Below are 17031 nucleotides of genomic sequence, written 5' to 3'. Positions count from 1 at the left end.
GCTACTCGGCGGTGGCGAAGCCGTCGGGGTTCTTGGACTGCCAGTTCCAGGAGTCGCGGCACATATCCTCGATATCGAACTCGGCCTTCCAGCCCATCTCGCGCTCGGCCTTGGAGGCGTCGCCGTACACGGCCGCCACGTCGCCACCGCGGCGCGGGCAGATCTTGTAGGGCAGGTCGCGGCCGCACGCCGCGGAGAACGCGCGCACGACCTCGAGCACCGAGGTCCCCTGGCCGGTGCCGAGGTTGAACACCTCAACGCCCTCGCGGCCGTTCATCCAGTCGAGCGCGGAGACGTGGCCGCGCGCGAGGTCGACGACGTGGATGTAGTCGCGCACGCCGGTGCCGTCGGGGGTGTCGTAGTCGTCACCGAAGACCTGGACGGCTTCGAGCTTGCCCACTGCCACCTGCGCGACGTAGGGGACGAGGTTGTTGGGGATGCCCTTGGGGTCCTCGCCGATGAGGCCGCTCTTGTGGGCGCCGATGGGGTTGAAGTAGCGGAGCAGGACGACGTTCCACTCGGGGTCGGCGGTGTGGAGGTCGGTGAGCATCTCCTCGATCATCCACTTGGTCCAGCCGTAGGGGTTGGTGGCGGGCTTCTTGGGGTCGCACTCGCGCACCGGCAGGTGGTCCGGGTCGCCGTATACCGTGGCGGAGCTGGAGAAGATGATGGACTTGCAGCCGTGCTGGCGCATGACGTCGACGAGGACCAGCGTGCTCTCGATGTTGTTGTGGTAGTACTCGATGGGCTTCTGCACGGATTCGCCGACGGCCTTGAAGCCGGCGAAGTGGATGACGCGGTCGATCGCGTGAGCGTCGAAGATGCGGTTCAGGGCCTCGCGGTCGAGCACGTTCGCCTCGTAGAAGGTGAGGTTGGCCGCGGCGTCGTCACCGACGATGGTCTTGATGCGGTCGATGGCGATCTCGCTGGAGTTGGAGAGGTCGTCCACGATGACGACCTGGTAGTTGCGCTCGAGGAGCTCGACGACGGTGTGGGAGCCGATGAAGCCGGCACCGCCCGTGACGAGGACGCAGGTATCCTGGGGTGCGAGTTTGCTGGACATTGAGTCTCCTTTCGGCGCGCGGGGATGGTGCGCGCATGTCGAAAGGAAGTATAGCCTACGGGACATGCGGGCCTGGCTCCAGGGCCCCGCGGGCAACGGGTGTCAACAAAGCCCGCACAATGGAGGGGGATTGGCGGATCGGATGAGATCGGGATGCGTTCGGCTCGCGCCGCTCGGCGACGGCAACCGGGGGCGCGCCATGCCCTTGCCGCGAGAGTGGGGGGGGTGGGGTAGCGGTCGCCTACCGGCGCGCTCGCGTCGGAGAAGGCCCCCGTCCGCGCAGCCGACGCTTGGCGTGCCCTACCCTTCCAGGTTGATGCCCTTGGCCCAGCCCCAGCGCGGCGTGGACGTGAGGCCGTAGTAGGCGATCCACGAGTCCACGCTGATGCTGCGGATGTAGCCGATGTTGTCCATGACCGTGTTGTCGCCGACGTAGATGCCTACATGACCGTAGATACGGCCCGCAGAGGTGTGGGGGTGCGACGGCACGGCGATGATCATGCCCACTTTGAGGTTGGCCTTGTTGGAGCTCGTGCAGTAGTTGGCGTACATGTCGTCTGCGTTGCCCGGAACGCTGCCGAACCCGGCGCGCTCGAAGACGTCGGCCACCCACCAGGCGCAGAGGCCCACGCCAGGGGAGGGAGTGGTCTTGGCCACCTGGACGATACGCTGCTGCGCGGTGCCGGCGGCGATGGAGTCCTGGCCGCTGCCGGGGATGTAGGTGGCGCCGCCGCTGGAGGCCTGCTTGCGCGCCTCCTCCTCGGCTTGGGCGGCGGCGAGGATCTCGGCGTCGCGTTTGGATATGAGCTGCTGGACTTCGGAATTGAGGCCGTCGAGCAGTGTCTGGACCTCGTCCTTTTTCGCCTTCATGTTGGAAAGCTGCTCGGTCTGGTCGCTCTTGAGCGCCTCGAGCTCGCTCTTCTGCTGCTCGAGTTCGGCTTTCTGCGCTTCGAGCTCGTCCTGGATTGCATGGATGTCCGCGATGGCGGACTTGTCCCGCGCGTTGACCTTCTCGATGTAGTAGACGTTCGAGATGAGCTCATCGAACGACGCGGACGAGAGCAGCAACGAGAGCGCGGAGTTGCCGCCGGATTTGTAGCTGGTGCTGACGCGATCGGCGAGCACCTCCTGCTTGGATTCGAGCTTCTCGAGGTTCTCGTCGATCTGGGCCTGGGTGTCATCGATGTCGCCCTGGACGTTCTCGATGGCTCCCATGGTCTCGTCGAGTTGACGGGAAAGGGCCTCGAACTCCGCGGAGAGGGCATCAAGCTCGCTTTGCGCCTGATTGAACTGTGCCTGAGCATTGGCGAGGGCGTCGGTGGTCTCCTTGCTCGCTTCTGCGGCGCGGGCCAGGCGGGGCGATCCCAGGAGGGTCACGGCGCCGGCGATGCCGATGAGGGCCTTGAGCGCGTCGCGGCGCGAAACGGCGGCCGGGCGGCGGGCGCCCGCGTCGCCGGAGGTATCGGTGGAAGTGACAAGCTGTGACATATGGGCTCCAGTTAGTGTGTATATATGTCCTGCAACGTCGAGTATCAAGGATACCGTAGATTGGCCGTCCTCGCCCGTCGGCTACCGCGCTCCATATTTTGACGAAGGGGATGAGTTCGTATTTCCAAGACCCGCGGCCATGGGGATGGGCGAGGGTCGCGCGCGGCGCGACCGCGGTATCGCTCGCGCGCGGCAACCGCGCCGCGCCCGGTGCCGAAGCCGGACAACGCGCGCCGGAGCCAGCCGGCTCGAATGCGGCGCAGAGACGTCTCCCGCTCGTGCCAACGGGTCCGATTGGGCGCTTTTGGGCCGACGCAGAGCGCCGGGCGGCGTGAAAGTGGGTTATAAAAACGCGCACAAGGCCGAAAGTGGCACAGAATGACGCCGAGTCGGTACTAGAATGGGTTAAAAATATAAGCACATCCAGCCGTTTTTGAGGATGATGGAGCGTGCTGGGCGCTCGTCGTACGACAAATGTTGTTTAACGTGCAGGGAAGCAATGCATGCCTATAAATACAAACCTATCATTATACCGACTCGACGTCATTTCGTGCCACCTTCACGCTCATGCATATATAAGAAACCCACTAATTGACGTCTGCAAGCCCGATCGTAGCGAGATGACCGCGTGAACGTGCGGGGCACATCGTTTCCCATGGGTGCATCGGCCCCCTCGCGGCGGCGGGGGGGGGGTGCGCCTCCGCACCATGCGGTTCCCTAGAGCTGGTCCCGATGGGGGACGGCCGTCGCACGAGAGGGGTGCACCCCGCGCCACGCGGTTCCCTAGAGCAGGATGCGCACCGCGGCCAAGGCGATAAGGTAGCCGATGCAGCAGAGTCCCAGCACGCCGTCGAGGCGCGGGTCAAAGTGCATGGCGTGCAGATGGGTGCGTCCCTCACCGCCCGTATAGCAGCGGGCGTCCATCGCGCGACCGAGGGTGTCGGCGTGGCGCACGGCTGCGGCGAACAGCGGAACGGCGACGGGCAGGCAAGCGCGGGCGCGGGCCAGCGCGCTCTTGCGCTCGAGGTCGGCCCCGCGAGCGGTCTGGGCGGCGATGATCGTCGCCGCGTCGCGCTGCAGCGTGGGCACGAACCGTAGGGCAATGGTGAAGATGAGGGCAGCCTGGCTTACGGGAACCCCGATGCGCTCGAGCGGAGACATGAGGCGCGCGGCGGCGTCGGCGAGCTCGACGTGCGTGGTGCAGGCGAGCAGCAGACCACCTGCGCAGACCAGAAGCAGGAAGCGGGCAGTGTAAAGTGCGGCGGCCGTGATGCCGTCGGTATGGATGCTCAGAGGTCCGAGAGCGAAGACGAGATCCCCGGTCTGCACGAGAAAGAGGTTCACGAGCGAGGTGATCAGCAGGAAGAGCGCGATGGGCTTGAGGCTGCCGGCGAGATGGCGCCACGGCACGCGCGCGCAGGTCGCCGCGGCGGCGATCGGCGCCGCGGCGAGAGCGAGCGAGGCGAAATCGGTTACGAACAGGCAGCTCGCCATGTAGGCGAGGGCGACGACGAGCTTGGCGCGCGGATCCGCGCGATGGAGCGGCGAGTTCCCGTTGAGGTATTGCCCGATGCTAGCGCGCAAGGCCATAGCCGATCACCTCCTCGACAAGCTCGTCAAGAGTGATCGGGTCGCGTGGCAGTGGCGTGCCGAGCCGCGCGAGCTCGCGCGCGAACGCAAGCGGCTTCGGGGTCCCGAGCGCGTCGAGCGCCTTTTGGCTGCCGGTGGATTCGAAGCCCGTTGCGCGCGCGCCCGCGAACACGCCTCGCGGGCACCCGCGAGCGACGATGCTGCCGCCCTCAAGCACGATCATATGGTCGGCAAGCTCGGCGGCGTCGTCCATGTCGTGCGTGATCATCAAGATGGCCTTGCCGTCCGCGCGCAGGCGCAGCAGCAAGCTGCGCATGTGGGCACGTCCGGCGGGATCGAGCCCTGCCATGGGCTCATCGAGGATGAGCACGGGCTGGTCCATAGCGAGCACGCCCGCAAGCGCCACGAGCCGTTGCTGACCACCGGACAGGGCGAACGGGGAGCGGCGCAGCAGCGCATCATCCGCTGCGATGCCGCAGCGCTCGAGCGAAGCTCGGACGAGCGCGTCGATGGATGCAGGGTCGGCGCCGAGGTTGCGCGGCCCAAAAGCAACGTCGTCGAAGACGGTTTCGGCGAAAAGCTGATGCTCGGGAAGCTGCGCCGCATATCCGACCGATCTTCGCAGGTCCCTGCGGTGCGCAAGGTCAGCGGTGTCGATGCCCGCGACGACAACGCGGCCAGAGCGGGGGAGCTTGAGCGCGCAGGCGAGTTCGGCGGTGGTGGATTTGCCGGATCCGGTGCGTCCGACCAGCGCGGTGATGTGACCGAAGGCAATCTCGGCGGAAAGGTCGCTGACGGCGAGGGGCTCCGACGGCAACGCCTGGGTGCGGTGGCGCGCCTGCGGGAAGATCCGCCTGCGCGCTGTCGCGGCATCGCCGTAGGAGAACGAGACGTTGTGGAACGTGAGTGCGGGAGCCGGCGTATCGTCGGCGTTCGTATCGTCGGGTGCCGTGCCGGTCGTAAAGAGCCTGCCGGCTGCGGGGGAGCTGGCGGGCGCATCGTCGCCGGCCCGGCGGACGTTCAGGAGTTCGGCCACGCGGTGCGCCAGGGCGCGCGCGTCGAGGGCGCACGATGGGCAGATATCGAGCCCGCCCGCGCGCAGGGTTCGGGCGAGTCTCAGGGCAAAGGGGGGCTCGAGCCCCAGGTCCTGCAGCTCGCCGACGCGCGAGAACACCTCCTTCGGCGTCCCCTCGCATACGATGGCGCCGTGCTCCAACACGACGACGCGGTCGGCGGCGAGCGCGTCGTCCATGAAATGCGTGACGTGGACGATGGCGATGCCGCGCTTGCGAAGATCGTCGATGCAGGCCATGACGTCGGATCGACCTGCGGGGTCCAGCATGGCGCAGGGCTCATCGAGGAGCAGCGCTCGCGGTCGCATCGCCAGGGCTCCCGCGATCGCCACGCGCTGGCGCTGTCCGCCCGAGAGGTCGGCGGGGTCGCGGCGCGCCTCTGCGGCCATGCCCACGGCTGCAAGGGCCTCGGCGACGCGTTCCGCGATCTGCGCCCGGGGGACGCCGAGGTTCTCGGGCCCGAAGGCGACATCGTCCTCGACGACGCTCGTGACCATCTGGTCCTCGGGATTCTGCAGAACGAGCGCGACGTCGCGACGCGCGGCGCGCGCGGAGGGCCCGCCGTGCGAGATGTCGCTGCCCGCGATCCGGACGCAGCCGGCATCGGGGGCGATCAGGCCGTTCATGAGTTGGAGTAGCGTGGATTTACCCGACCCGTTGCCGCCGAGCACGCAGAGCCGCTCGCCGGGCATGATGCGCAGGCCCACGCGCTCAAGCGCGGGACGGTCGGCGCCGGGATAGGAGTAGGAGGCATCGGCGACCTCGATGAGGGGCGTGTCCGCGTCGCCCTGCCGTCCATCCGGGCCGGGGGCGAATGGACGGCGCCGTTCGATGCCGTGCGGGGTTTCGGCGCCCGTTCGGTTGGGGCCGGCCTGAGTTGTGTGGGGGCGATTGATGTCGTGCATGGCGGGACCGGGTCCGTTGCGGCGAATGGGGTCCTAGCGTGCCGAGCGGGCGGCGGCCTGCGGCGCGCCCGCGTCCACGACGCGCAGGCAGGGGGCGAGGAACACCTGGCCCGCGGCGACGTTGATGGCCATCTTCAGCGCGTTGAAGGGGAGCAGCACGGGGATGATCATCGCGGCGACGTCGGCGACGCTTACGGCCGTGTACAACGGCGTGACCACGAGATTCATCGCGCAGGCGATCGCGATGGAGAGCACGGCGCCCATGGCCATGCCGGCGATCGAGGCGGCGCGCGTGCGCCGCGCGCGGTAGGCGAGCGCGGAGGGAATCACGAGGGCGCAGGTTGAGAGGATGCCCATGGGCGCCCCGATGGGGTCGAGCAGGATGCGCGGAAGCCAGCTGATGACGGCGACGGCGCAGCCGAGCTTGGGTCCGAAGGCCATACCCGCGATCAGGCAGATGATGCCGGAGGGGTCGTACATGAGCCAGGGTGCCGCGGGGAAGATGGGGATCTGGATGAAGCTCGCCATGAGGGAAGCCGCCGTGAAGAGGGCGGTGAGGGCGATGCGCTTGCTGTCGATACGGTTGTGCATAGGGGTAACCTCGCGTTTCTCTCATCCGGACTGTACCGTCGGCTCCGGATTCTCACCGGATCAGCCGCTTGCGCGGGTCGCGGGCTCGCGATGGCTCCGCCATCGATCACCGCCGGTAGGGAATTTCACCCAACCATGAAACATACAGCTCGACTATACACCCGCGGCCGCCCGCGCAACAAGGACGCGCGGCGATTCGTAACATGTGACCAAATCTGCAACATACTTCGTTCGCCCCGCCGCTCGGTCCACGGCATGTGGGGCATAGGGGCGGGAAGCCGATGGCCCGCAGGCGCCGTCAGCACCCGCGGGTGCCGTGATGGCTCTTGCACGTGTCGGCAGCCCCCGGTCCGCCGTCTCCTCTCCCGCCTCCACCGACGCGGCCTGCCGTTAAGCGCGTTTCGGCCTGCGCGGCCCACTCCGCCCCCGTCTCTGCAGGCAGGGTGCCTTCCGCTTCCGTTCCCGTCGGCGCGGCTGACCCCGCTCAGGTCTCTGCCGATTCTGCCCGCCTGAATCCCGCTTCCTCTTGCGCCGTTCGTTCCAAATCGCGAAATTGGGAGAATTCCTCCCGATCGCAAAGAGGGGCGTGTCGGCGGCGTCCGTGCGGGCGTCTGGGGTATAGTCAACGCGAATCTACACGCTATGTATGTAAGGCGGTGCCCTATGCACGAGTTCGACAGCTTCGACCCCAGCCTCCTTTCCGCCCTGGCCATGGCGGCGGGCGAGGACAACGTGGTGATGAGCGAGCCCATGCGGGCGCATACCACCTTCAAGATCGGCGGCCCGGCCGATGTCCTCGTGACCCCCGAGACCCCCGAGGCGCTCGTGCGCGTGCTCGACGTCTGCGCGATGGGCCCGGTTCCCGTCCTGGTGGTGGGCAACGGCAGTGACCTGCTCGTGGGTGACCGCGGCGTGCGCGGCGTCGTCGTCCTGCTGCGCGAGAACCTCGCCGCCATCGAGGTCGAGGGGTCTCGCGTGCGCGCTCAGGCGGGCGCGCTGCTCCGCGATGTCGCCATCGCCGCGGCCGACGCCGGCCTTTCCGGCATGGAGCCGCTTTGGGGGATCCCGGCCACGGTCGGCGGCGCGTGCTTCATGAACGCGGGGGCGTACGGCGGCTCGACCTCCGACGTCCTCGAGTCCATCGAGGCTTACGTTCCCGGCCCCGAGCTGCCCGACGGGTCGCGCGCTTCGGGACGCGTCCGGACCTTCTCGCGCGAAGAGCTGTCCATGGGATACCGCAAAAGCCGCGTCCACGATGATGGCTTGATCGTCCTTTCCGCAACGTTCTCGCTGGTCCCGGACGCGCCCGAGCAGATCCGTTCGGCGATGGACGATTTCCAGCGCCGGCGTGAGGAGAAGCAGCCGCTCGAGATGCCGAGCGCGGGCTCGACGTTCAAGCGCCCGGAAGGGTATTTCGCCGGGAAGCTCATCATGGATGCCGGCCTGCGCGGCGCGCGGGTCGGCGGTGCCCAGGTGTCGGAGAAGCACTGTGGCTTCGTGGTCAACGCCGACGGCGCGACGGCTGCGGACGTCAACGGCCTCATCGAGCATATCCAGGCCGAGGTCAAGCAGCAGTTCGGCGTCGATTTGGAGACGGAGGTCCGCCGCGTCGGCGAGTTCTAGGAGCCCGCGCGGCGAGTTGCGGCACCTGCCCGCTTGCCGCGCGGGTGCATGGCGGGCGTGGAAGACGATCGCTCCCCGGGCACGTGGCCGCTCGGGGAGCGATCGCGTTTCGAGCCGCCGGGACCATGCCGGGGCGCAGGCGCCCCGGCGCATGGCGGCTGCGGGCGATCCCGTCTCACGCGGGCGCGGTGGGACATGAGCGCCGCGCCCGCTTTTGGGCCTCGGGCGGCGGTGCGCGCCGCGCACACCCATGCTGCGCCCCTTCCGACGAACAGCTCGGAATCTCCATGGAGTTCAATTCAAACTGTGCTAGACTGCCAAAAATTGAACTTTGAACCCTTTGAGCAGGGATAGTAGTTCAATATCTTACAGAAATTGAACTTATGGAGGTGGAGCGCCATGGCCGACGATACCTTTGCGGGGCGACTCGCAGATGCGATGGCAGATGCCGGCTTCAAGCAGGCCGATGTCATCCGGGTTGCGGGCGAGCTGGGGGGAAGGCTCGGAAAGAGCCAGGTCAGCCAGTATGTGAGCGGCAAGACCCTGCCTCGTGCCGATGTGATGGCGTTGCTCGCCCGCGTTCTCGACGTGCGCGAGCGCTGGCTCGCGGCTGGCGAGGGCTCGATGCACGATGCGTGCGATGAAGGGCTTGGCCGCCGGGGCGCGCCTGCTTCCGGGCGGCCCCGTCCCCCTGAGGAGCGAGCTGCGAGGCGGCCTGCCGCCGCCATTCCCCCGACGCCCGCGACCGATGGCGCCGAAATCGTCCGCAACGTCTGCGAAACGCAAAGGAGCGTCCCCATGCGCGAGTTCAAGAAGTCTTCCAAGCTCGATAACGTCCTCTACGATGTCCGCGGCCCCGTCGTCGACGAGGCCAACCGCATGGAGGAGGACGGCGCCCGCATCCTCAAGCTCAACATCGGCAATCCTGCGCCCTTCGGCTTCCGCGCGCCCGACGAGGTCGTCTTCGACATGCGCCAGCAGCTCACGGAGTGCGAGGGCTACTCGGATTCCCGCGGGCTCTTCGCCGCCCGCAAGGCGATCATGCAGTACGCCCAGCTGCGGAACATCCCCGGTGTGGACATGAAGCACATCTACACCGGCAACGGCGTGTCCGAGCTCATCCAGCTCGCCATGCACGCGCTTATCGAGGACGGCGACGAGATCCTCATCCCCAGCCCGGACTATCCGCTGTGGACCGCGTGCGTCACGCTTGCGGGCGGCAACCCCGTCCACTATCTCTGCGACGAGCAAAACGAGTGGAACCCCGACCTGGAGGACATGGAGAAGAAGATCACGAGCCGCACCAAGGCGCTTGTCATCATCAACCCCAACAACCCCACGGGCGCGGTCTACAGCAAGGAGATCTTGGAGGGCGTCGCCGAGATCGCCCGTAGGCACCAGCTCATGATCTTCTCCGACGAGATCTATGACCGTCTCATCATGGACGACTACGAGCACATCTCTATCGCGAGCCTCGCGCCCGACCTGCCGTGCGTCACGTTCTCGGGCCTGTCCAAGAGCCACATGATCTGCGGCTACCGCGTGGGCTGGATGATCCTGTCCGGCAACAAGCGCTGCATGCGCGATTTCATCTTGGGCATCAACATGCTGTCCAACATGCGCCTGTGCTCCAACGTGCCCGCGCAGTCCATCGTGCAGACGGCGCTGGGCGGCTACCAGAGCGTCAACGAGTACATTCGTCCCGGCGGCCGCGTGTACGAGCAACGCAACTACGTGTACGAGGCGCTCAACGCCATCGATGGCATCACCGCCGTCAAGCCCAAGGCGGCGTTCTACATCTTCCCCAAGATGGACGTCAAGAAGTTCAACATCACCGATGACGAGCAGTTCGCGCTCGACCTGCTGCACGAGAAGAAGATCCTCATCACGCGCGGCGGCGGCTTCAACTGGGGCGAACCCGATCACTTCCGGATCGTGTACCTGCCGCGCATGGGCGTGCTCAAGGAGTCGATGGAGGACCTGGCCGATTTCTTCGCCCATTACCGCCAGCACTAGGCCGGACCTCCCGAGCGGCTTCTCCGGGCGCCGAGCCTCGACTACCAATCGGCTGGTCATGGCTTGAGGTCCGTGCCGTCTTCTTGCGGGGCGGCCTGCAGCCTCGGAGGGGGTCTTGAGGATGCCTCCGCTGGGACGGCCGCACCCGGAATGGAATCCGGGCTGCCCCGAGCGTTCTGCCAGGAGTTGACGGGGATGCCCGGCCCGCCTGGGGGGGGGCTCGAGTCCGGCCGCGAGCGTCCTTTCGAGGTCTGCTGGGACATCGGGGGCCGCAATCGCGGCCGATATCGGGTCTCGACGCCCCGCTCCGTCGCGCTTTTCGTCGACCCTCGTTGGCGCACGTTTTATGGAGGCATGGTTTCTGCACGTCGTCGGGGATATCCGACCCTAAACTTACTGTCCGGCCGGAAGGCCCGATTTTGTGAGATGCGGCGCGTGAACGTGTGAGGGCGCCGCCGAAAGAGCGCCGCGGGCGCAGGAGGAACGCATGTTTGAGAACAGCGAGATCGAAGAGACCATGACCGAGACCGAGACCATCGAGAACGTAGCCGAGACCGAGGTCGCTACCGAGGCCGCCGAGGCCGTTGAGGCGAGCGAGACCGCCGTCTCCGCCGAGACCGAAGCAGAGAAGAAGGGCGAGGCCCCCGTGGACCTCGACGACCAGCTGTTCGACAAGGTGAACCGCGCTGCCCGCCTGCTGCGCAACCGCCGTGCCCAGCTCGCTAAGGAGGCCGAGGCCGAGGCCGAGCGCACCGCTATCCTGATCCGCGCGCTCAAGCTCCTCGAGCTCAAGCCCAAGATGGAGCAGAAGGAGATGTCCGATCTCATGGGCATGCGTCTCCGTGAGCTCAACGAGATCCTGAAGGAAGCCGAGAAGAACGACATCGTCGGCCGTATCGAGCCCGAGGACGAGGACATGCGCAAGGTCGTTGTCTTCGCGAGCGAGAACGCCGTCGAGATGGCGGAGGCTCAGGGCAACAAGCGCAAGAAGCTCGTCGCCCAGCTTTCCGCTGAGACCGCCCAGCAGCTCCTCGATGAGCTCGATCAGGTCATCGAGCCGCTCGTCGCCCTTGGCCTCGACGAGGATCGCGGCCCGCGCGGCGGCCGTGACGAGCGCGGCGGCCGTGGTGGCTTCGACCGCGGCGGCGACCGTGGTGGCCGTGGCGGCTTCGACCGTGGTGGTCGTGGCGGCTTCGACCGCGGCGGCGACCGCGGCGGCCGCGGCGGGCGTGGCGGCTTCGACCGCGGCGGCGACCGCGGCGGTCGTGGCGGCTTCGACCGCGGCGGCGACCGCAGCCACGGCTCCTATGGCGCTCCGCGCTCCGGTTTCGGTGGCCGTGGCGGCGACCGTGACCGTCGTGGCGGTTTCGACCGCGGCGGCGACCGCGGCGGCCGTGGTGGCTTCAGCGGAAATCGCAACCGCTACTAATTCACTTACCATCACCTCGGCTTAGCGCGTCGTCTCGTATCAGGTGAATCGGTTCAGGGCCCGGAGCATGCTCCGGGCCCTGTTTTGTTCTACGTCGCCCTTTGCGGACGAGGCGAATTCCTGGGGAAGACGGTCGAATGCGCAAATCTGAGCTTGAGGTTACGCAATTCGTTTGGCTTTGACGGCATAGAAACCGTTCATTTTGTGGGTAGTGGTCAAAACAATCGAATATCGCGCCGCTCATCATATAGTCATGTGCATGTGATAAACAGAAAGATAATACGACTCCGATATAAGCGACGAATGTCTATCAAGATGCTGTTCATCTTGATAGGTGGGCTCCTTGAGCTGATCTGGATGAGCGGCATAGAGTGTTGTTCGGCGCGAAATCAGTGTAAAATGACCAGACCTTGCCACGCGAATCTGAATCGAGACGCTATGAGGCTTTGCATCTGCGACACATCTGCTTTGGAGCTCCTGCGCTCGAGCGGACGTCTGCTTCCCGAGCTGCTCGAACGTCCGCGTACGGGTAGCCTTGCCGATTGCGGTTTGACGCCTCTGCCGTTTTTCGACGACGTCTTGCTCCATTCTGGCGTGAAGCGGAGGCCCGTGCATGTGATGCTGGCGAACGATGCGGGCGGCCGACATCGAGGCGATGTCGTCGTGCATCGGAGGTCGGGGCGGAATCCCCGCCGGTCCTTCATCGTGGTGAATGACGACCTGCTCGTCACAGGACCGGAATTCCTGTTCTGCGACCTTGCCGCCCGTGAAGACTTCGATGTGATCGACCTTGCTGTACTCGGTTACGAGCTGTGCGGAACCTACATCCTGGACGATTCATGGGACGGCCTGACCAATACAGCCGAGAGCATGACGTCGGTTGCAAAGATCGGGCGCATGATTGAAGGTCGGGCCGGCTGCGCTGGTGTAAGCAGGGCGCGCGAAGCCCTGTCTCTTGTACGGGATGGGTCAAACTCCCCGATGGAAACGGTGCTGTGTGCGTTCCTCACGTTTCCCAGGCGGCTGGGCGGATACGGTTTCGGGCCCGTGTCGCTCAATCATCGCGTACTCACCGCGGATGGCCAGCGTTATGTCGATATCGCATTTCCCGAAGTTGGCGTAGGTCTTGAGTACAAAGGTCGCGCATTCCATGCTGTCGAGCAGGCCGGTCGGGACGACCGTCGTCAGAATAAGATTGTTGGGACCGGAATGACGATCATGAACGTATGGTACGAAGATGTTGCTCAGGATCACCTGTTCCAGCAACTGATTTCAGATCTCGTGCGCGCGATGGGCATACGGCTCAGGATTCGCAGCGCTTCGTTTGCGGCGCGCCAGAATCTACTCCGCGCAAGGCTTATTCGATCGATTGGGCGGCTGGGGGATGGCTGAGAGCCGGCGAGGCGGAGGACCGTTGCCGTCGGTTTCCACCAAGGCCGAGCCCTCGTCCGTGTAGACCGGGTGCGATCGGGGTCGTTTGTACACTATCGAGAATGATCAAGGCTGCTCGACGAGTCGCGGCGGACGCGGTGGTAAGCATGGGATCGCTGCGCATCGGCGGTCAACCAGTCTGGTTGACCGATCTGGAGTGCTCGACGCGCGAGGCTCCTCTCATCTTTGAGGCTGAGACCGGGGGTCTTCGCTGCAGGAGGGGACATGGGAAGACTGCAGGCAAGACAAGAACGGGAGGCCTGCATGATGCAGACCTCCCGTTTTGCAAAGCCTAGAGGAAGAAGGCGCAAGTTCGGCTTAGCCGAAGTAGCGCTTCAGCAGGCCGGCGAACGCCTTGCCGTGACGAGCCTCGTCGCGAGCCATCTCGTGCACGGTGTCGTGGATGGCGTCCAGGCCAGCGGCCTTGGCGCGCTTGGCGAGGTCGAACTTGCCGGCGGTGGCGCCGTTTTCGGCCTCGACGCGCATCTCGAGGTTCTTCTTGGTGGAGGTGGTCACGACCTCACCCAGGAGCTCTGCGAACTTGGAAGCATGCTCGGCCTCCTCGTACGCGGCCTTCTCCCAGTACAGGCCGATCTCGGGGTAGCCCTCGCGATGGGCAACGCGAGCCATGGCCAGGTACATACCGACCTCGGAGCACTCGCCCTCGAAGTTGGCGCGCAGATCGGCGATGATGTCCTCGGTCACGCCCTCCTCGTGAGCGACGCCCACGATGTGCTCGGCGGCCCAGCTCATCTCGCCCTCGACGACCTTGGTGAAGCGGTCACCAGAGACGCCGCACTGGGGGCACTTGAAATCGGCGGGCAGCTCCTCGCCGTCGAACTCCTCAACGTAACCGCAAACGGGGCAAACGAACTTCATGTTGATCCTCCGATCATATGGCATTTGGCGCGTAGCACTTCTGAGGATGCGTCCGCGTCGTGACACCCTCATTATGCTCAAATGAAAGCGACGAAGCAGCATATTGAGAACGATTCCTAAAAGTTCAAATATCCTTCACAGTAAGTAAGATCTAGGTAACTTCTCGAGGAAAACCATCTCCCGGAGCTTGCCTGGGGCGCCGGGGCGTCCGTGCGGGATGGGGGAGGTTGACGGCTCGCGACCCCATCGGGTCCGAATCTGCGGCGCGCGGCAGCAAAAAGCCCGGGGTCCGCAAGGGGATGCCCGGGCTTGAACGGTCGATGGTGCCCCCAACGGGATTCGAACCCGTGATATCCACCTTGAAAGGGTGGCGTCCTTGGCCGCTAGACGATGGGGACAGCGCGTGAAAGTATAGCAGATAACCAGCGTCCCCCTCCCTCACTCGTCGTCTTGGATGAAAAAAAGCTCGAGATGCCCCTCGCGACTATCGCGCGTCGCATCTTTGTAGGCTCGCGGGCATGGTCGGATCCGTGCGATTCCCGCGCCATTCCGTACGCCGTGGCGGCATGCGGCCGCCGATGGAGCCTCAGCCGCCGGCTCCTGTGGAGCATCGATAGGAGGTGGCGTTGGCTCGGTGCGTCCACAGGGCCACGGAACGCGCCGCCCGATGGCTCCGTGTCGCTTTCGTGCAGCGGGAATCATCCTGCTAAAATTCAGAGCGTATATGTAGTTCAAACGCACGACTCGAAGGAGCTACCAGTGGGTAACCACTTCCGTAAGCCCGGAGACGAGCAGGCAGCGCCCCAGGCGCCCCAGGCGTCCGCGCCGGATGCCGTCGCTCCGGACATCGAGGGACAGACACCCTCGCAGACGGGCGCTTTCGCTCCCGCTCCCCAGCATGCACACGATCCCTTTGCCTATACGCCTGCGGATGAGTTCGCATCCGCGCCCGCGAAGGCATCGCCCGCACCTGGTGCGGATCCGATCGCGGCCCCGTCCGAGACCGCGTCGGTCCCCGCCGCCGCGGTCCCCTCTCCGCTTTCGAGCATTCCGTCTCCCGCCGAGCCGTCGACCACCGGCGTCTTCATGACGCATGCGGGCCCTGCGGTTCCCTCGACGGATGCATCCGAGCAGCGCCAGGTTCAGGCGGTCGAGAGCGCGCTGCAGAATCCCGACTTCACCTCGGTGTTCGCCCCGGTGGGCGAATCCCGGGCGAAGATGGCGCGTGAGGCCGGCGTCGAGCCCGTCATCCTGATGGAGCATCTCACCAAGGTCTATGCCGCCCAGCCGAACAAGCCGGCGCTCGACGACGTGAGCCTGGAGATCTATCCGGGCGAGTTCGTCTTCCTCGTCGGTCATTCCGGATCCGGCAAGACCACGCTTCTCTCCACCATGGTTCGCGACGTCAAGCCGACGTCCGGCCGCGTGCTCGTCGCGGGCCAGGACCTCATGCGCATCAAGAATCGCAAGGTCCCGTTCCTGCGCCGTCAGATCGGCACCGTGTTCCAGGACTTCAAGCTGCTTCCCAACAAGACAGCGTACGAGAACGTCGCCTTCGCCCTGGAGTGCATCGGCAAGCCCCGCGCGGTCATTCGCTCGCAGGTTCCCGAGGTGCTGCGCCTGGTCGGTCTCGCCGATCAGATGGACTCCATGCCGGATCAGCTTTCCGGTGGCGAGCAGCAGCGCGTCGCCGTGGCGCGCGCGATGGTCAATCGTCCGCCGCTGCTCATCTGCGACGAGCCCACGGGCAATCTCGACCCCGCCATTTCGCTCGGCATCATGAAGCTGCTCGAGCGCATCAACCGCACCGGCACCACGGTCATCGTGGCGACGCACGACCGCGAGATGGTCGACTCCATGCATCGCCGCGTCATCGCGCTCGAGGCCGGTCACGTCATTCGCGACCAGGAGAGGGGAGGCTACGGACTGTATGGCACCCACTAACTTCGGCTATTCCCTCCGCGAGGCGGGCAGCCACTTCTTCCGCAATCTGGGCACCTCGCTCGGCGCCGTCATCACCATCTTTCTGTCGCTGTTCATCATCGGTTTGTTCATCGTGGGTTCCGCGATGGTCAACTCGCTGATCGGTACCGTCGAGCAGCAGGTCACCATCCAGGCGTTCATCGCTGACGACGCATCCGACGAGGCCATCGAAGCCTTCCAGGAGAAGCTCGAGGGCTGGGACAACGTCAAGAGCGTCGCCTTCAAGACGAAAGACGATGCCCTTAAGGACTACAAGGACAACATCTCGAACAACGCCGACGCCACGCTTGCCGCCCTCGATGGCGAGAATCCGCTCCCGCGCTCGTTCGTGATCGAGATGGACGAGCCCTCCCAGGTCGAGAGCACGGCCGCCAAGATCAAGAGCGATGCCGACTTCCGCGAAATCGTCGACGACGCCAACGTCAACGAGGACAACGTCGACGCCGATGTCGAGGCGGGCGTCCTGTACGGTCAGAAGGAGGTCGCGCGCCTCTTCGAGTTCACCTCGTACGTGCGCATCGGTGCCGTGGTGCTCGTCGCCCTGCTCACCTTCATCGCTTTCATCTTCATCAACAACACCATCCGACTCTCCATCACCGCGCGCCGTCGCGAGATCGCCATCATGCGCCTGGTGGGCGCTTCGAACGGCTTCATTCGCGGACCCTTCATCACGGAGGGCGTCATCCAGGCGTTCCTGGGTGCCCTGCTTTCCATCGGCGCGCTGGAGCTCATCCGCAACTTCGGCATGCCCGCGCTTTCCAACGCCATGAGCCTGTTCACGTTCGCCATCCCGCTGAACATGTACCTGGCGACGTATGGCGCGCTGATTCTCATCGGCGTCGTCATCGGCCTGTTCGGTTCCGCCATCGCGATGCGTCGCTACCTCAAGGTGTAGACGCCGCGCGGATACGCCGGCGCGAGTGCGAAGCATTCGTATGCAAGAGGGCTGCCCTTCGGGTG

At 65.5% G+C, this 17031-nt stretch carries 12 protein-coding genes, 1 tRNA gene and 1 riboswitch; of the genes, 6 read left to right on the top strand and 7 right to left on the bottom strand.

Annotated elements, in window-relative coordinates:
* Position 1: 1 nt before the first annotated feature.
* The 5 genes from galE to BQ7355_RS01325 form a co-directional block, all read right to left on the bottom strand.
* Positions 2-1063: a UDP-glucose 4-epimerase GalE gene (gene galE / locus BQ7355_RS01345; RefSeq protein ID WP_072414580.1), complete on the bottom strand. Its 1062-nt coding sequence runs from the start codon at positions 1061-1063 to the stop codon at positions 2-4.
* Positions 1064-1363: 300 nt separating this feature from the next.
* Positions 1364-2551, bottom strand: a complete 1188-nt coding sequence (locus BQ7355_RS01340) for a coiled-coil domain-containing protein (RefSeq protein ID WP_083581374.1) — start codon at positions 2549-2551, stop codon at positions 1364-1366.
* A gap of 783 nt (positions 2552-3334) precedes the next feature.
* The gene (locus BQ7355_RS01335; RefSeq protein ID WP_072414579.1) at positions 3335-4141 is read right to left on the bottom strand and encodes an energy-coupling factor transporter transmembrane component T family protein; all 807 of its coding nucleotides are present in this window, start codon (positions 4139-4141) and stop codon (positions 3335-3337) included.
* The gene (locus tag BQ7355_RS01330; protein ID WP_083581371.1) at positions 4125-6119 is read right to left on the bottom strand and encodes an ABC transporter ATP-binding protein; all 1995 of its coding nucleotides are present in this window, start codon (positions 6117-6119) and stop codon (positions 4125-4127) included. The genes BQ7355_RS01335 and BQ7355_RS01330 overlap by 17 nt, the downstream gene beginning before the upstream one ends.
* A 33-nt stretch (positions 6120-6152) precedes the next feature.
* On the bottom strand, positions 6153-6710 hold the full coding sequence (locus tag BQ7355_RS01325; RefSeq protein ID WP_072414578.1) for an ECF transporter S component: 558 nt from the start codon (positions 6708-6710) through the stop codon (positions 6153-6155).
* Positions 6711-6719: 9 nt separating this feature from the next.
* Positions 6720-6857, bottom strand: a riboswitch (FMN riboswitch).
* A 516-nt stretch (positions 6858-7373) separates the two neighbouring features.
* Here BQ7355_RS01325 and murB point away from each other — a divergent pair.
* The 4 genes from murB to BQ7355_RS01305 all read left to right on the top strand — a co-directional run bounded on the left by murB (position 7374) and on the right by BQ7355_RS01305 (position 13170).
* Positions 7374-8333, top strand: a complete 960-nt coding sequence (gene murB, locus BQ7355_RS01320) for a UDP-N-acetylmuramate dehydrogenase (RefSeq protein ID WP_072414577.1) — start codon at positions 7374-7376, stop codon at positions 8331-8333.
* 399 nt (positions 8334-8732) lie between these two features.
* A complete protein-coding gene (locus BQ7355_RS01315; RefSeq protein ID WP_072414576.1) occupies positions 8733-10349 on the top strand; it encodes an aminotransferase class I/II-fold pyridoxal phosphate-dependent enzyme in 1617 nt (538 codons plus the stop codon).
* 487 nt (positions 10350-10836) lie between these two features.
* Complete coding sequence (locus BQ7355_RS01310; protein WP_072414575.1) at positions 10837-11778, top strand: hypothetical protein; 942 nt, start codon at positions 10837-10839, stop codon at positions 11776-11778.
* A 438-nt stretch (positions 11779-12216) separates the two neighbouring features.
* Complete coding sequence (locus BQ7355_RS01305; RefSeq protein ID WP_072414574.1) at positions 12217-13170, top strand: hypothetical protein; 954 nt, start codon at positions 12217-12219, stop codon at positions 13168-13170.
* A gap of 357 nt (positions 13171-13527) precedes the next feature.
* Here the strand turns inward: BQ7355_RS01305 and BQ7355_RS01300 are convergent, their stop codons facing one another.
* Positions 13528-14088, bottom strand: coding sequence for a ferritin family protein (locus BQ7355_RS01300; RefSeq protein WP_072414573.1), 561 nt, complete (start codon positions 14086-14088; stop codon positions 13528-13530).
* Positions 14089-14409: 321 nt separating this feature from the next.
* A tRNA-Glu gene (locus tag BQ7355_RS01295) sits at positions 14410-14486 on the bottom strand.
* 361 nt (positions 14487-14847) lie between these two features.
* Here BQ7355_RS01295 and ftsE point away from each other — a divergent pair.
* Both ftsE and ftsX read left to right on the top strand, forming a co-directional pair.
* Positions 14848-16032, top strand: a complete 1185-nt coding sequence (ftsE, locus tag BQ7355_RS01290) for a cell division ATP-binding protein FtsE (protein WP_072414572.1) — start codon at positions 14848-14850, stop codon at positions 16030-16032.
* The gene (gene ftsX, locus BQ7355_RS01285) at positions 16019-16966 is read left to right on the top strand and encodes a permease-like cell division protein FtsX (RefSeq protein ID WP_072414571.1); all 948 of its coding nucleotides are present in this window, start codon (positions 16019-16021) and stop codon (positions 16964-16966) included. Before ftsE ends, ftsX begins: the two co-directional genes overlap by 14 nt.
* Positions 16967-17031: the final 65 nt, after the last annotated feature.

This window comes from Collinsella phocaeensis (assembly GCF_900119895.1).
GTDB lineage: Bacteria > Actinomycetota > Coriobacteriia > Coriobacteriales > Coriobacteriaceae > Collinsella > Collinsella phocaeensis.
This window is presented reverse-complemented; position numbering and strand designations above follow the sequence as displayed.

What these genes read in the sequence shown, in the direction of transcription:
- BQ7355_RS01300 (WP_072414573.1), bottom strand. Translation starts at nt 14,088, where the DNA reads ATGAAGTTCGTTTGCCCCGTTTGCGGTTACGTTGAGGAGTTCGACGGC.
- ftsX (WP_072414571.1), top strand. Translation starts at nt 16,019, where the DNA reads ATGGCACCCACTAACTTCGGCTATTCCCTCCGCGAGGCGGGCAGCCAC.
- BQ7355_RS01325 (WP_072414578.1), bottom strand. Translation starts at nt 6,710, where the DNA reads ATGCACAACCGTATCGACAGCAAGCGCATCGCCCTCACCGCCCTCTTC.
- BQ7355_RS01330 (WP_083581371.1), bottom strand. Translation starts at nt 6,119, where the DNA reads ATGCACGACATCAATCGCCCCCACACAACTCAGGCCGGCCCCAACCGA.
- BQ7355_RS01335 (WP_072414579.1), bottom strand. Translation starts at nt 4,141, where the DNA reads ATGGCCTTGCGCGCTAGCATCGGGCAATACCTCAACGGGAACTCGCCG.
- murB (WP_072414577.1), top strand. Translation starts at nt 7,374, where the DNA reads ATGCACGAGTTCGACAGCTTCGACCCCAGCCTCCTTTCCGCCCTGGCC.
- BQ7355_RS01315 (WP_072414576.1), top strand. Translation starts at nt 8,733, where the DNA reads ATGGCCGACGATACCTTTGCGGGGCGACTCGCAGATGCGATGGCAGAT.
- BQ7355_RS01310 (WP_072414575.1), top strand. Translation starts at nt 10,837, where the DNA reads ATGTTTGAGAACAGCGAGATCGAAGAGACCATGACCGAGACCGAGACC.
- galE (WP_072414580.1), bottom strand. Translation starts at nt 1,063, where the DNA reads ATGTCCAGCAAACTCGCACCCCAGGATACCTGCGTCCTCGTCACGGGC.
- BQ7355_RS01305 (WP_072414574.1), top strand. Translation starts at nt 12,217, where the DNA reads ATGAGGCTTTGCATCTGCGACACATCTGCTTTGGAGCTCCTGCGCTCG.
- BQ7355_RS01340 (WP_083581374.1), bottom strand. Translation starts at nt 2,551, where the DNA reads ATGTCACAGCTTGTCACTTCCACCGATACCTCCGGCGACGCGGGCGCC.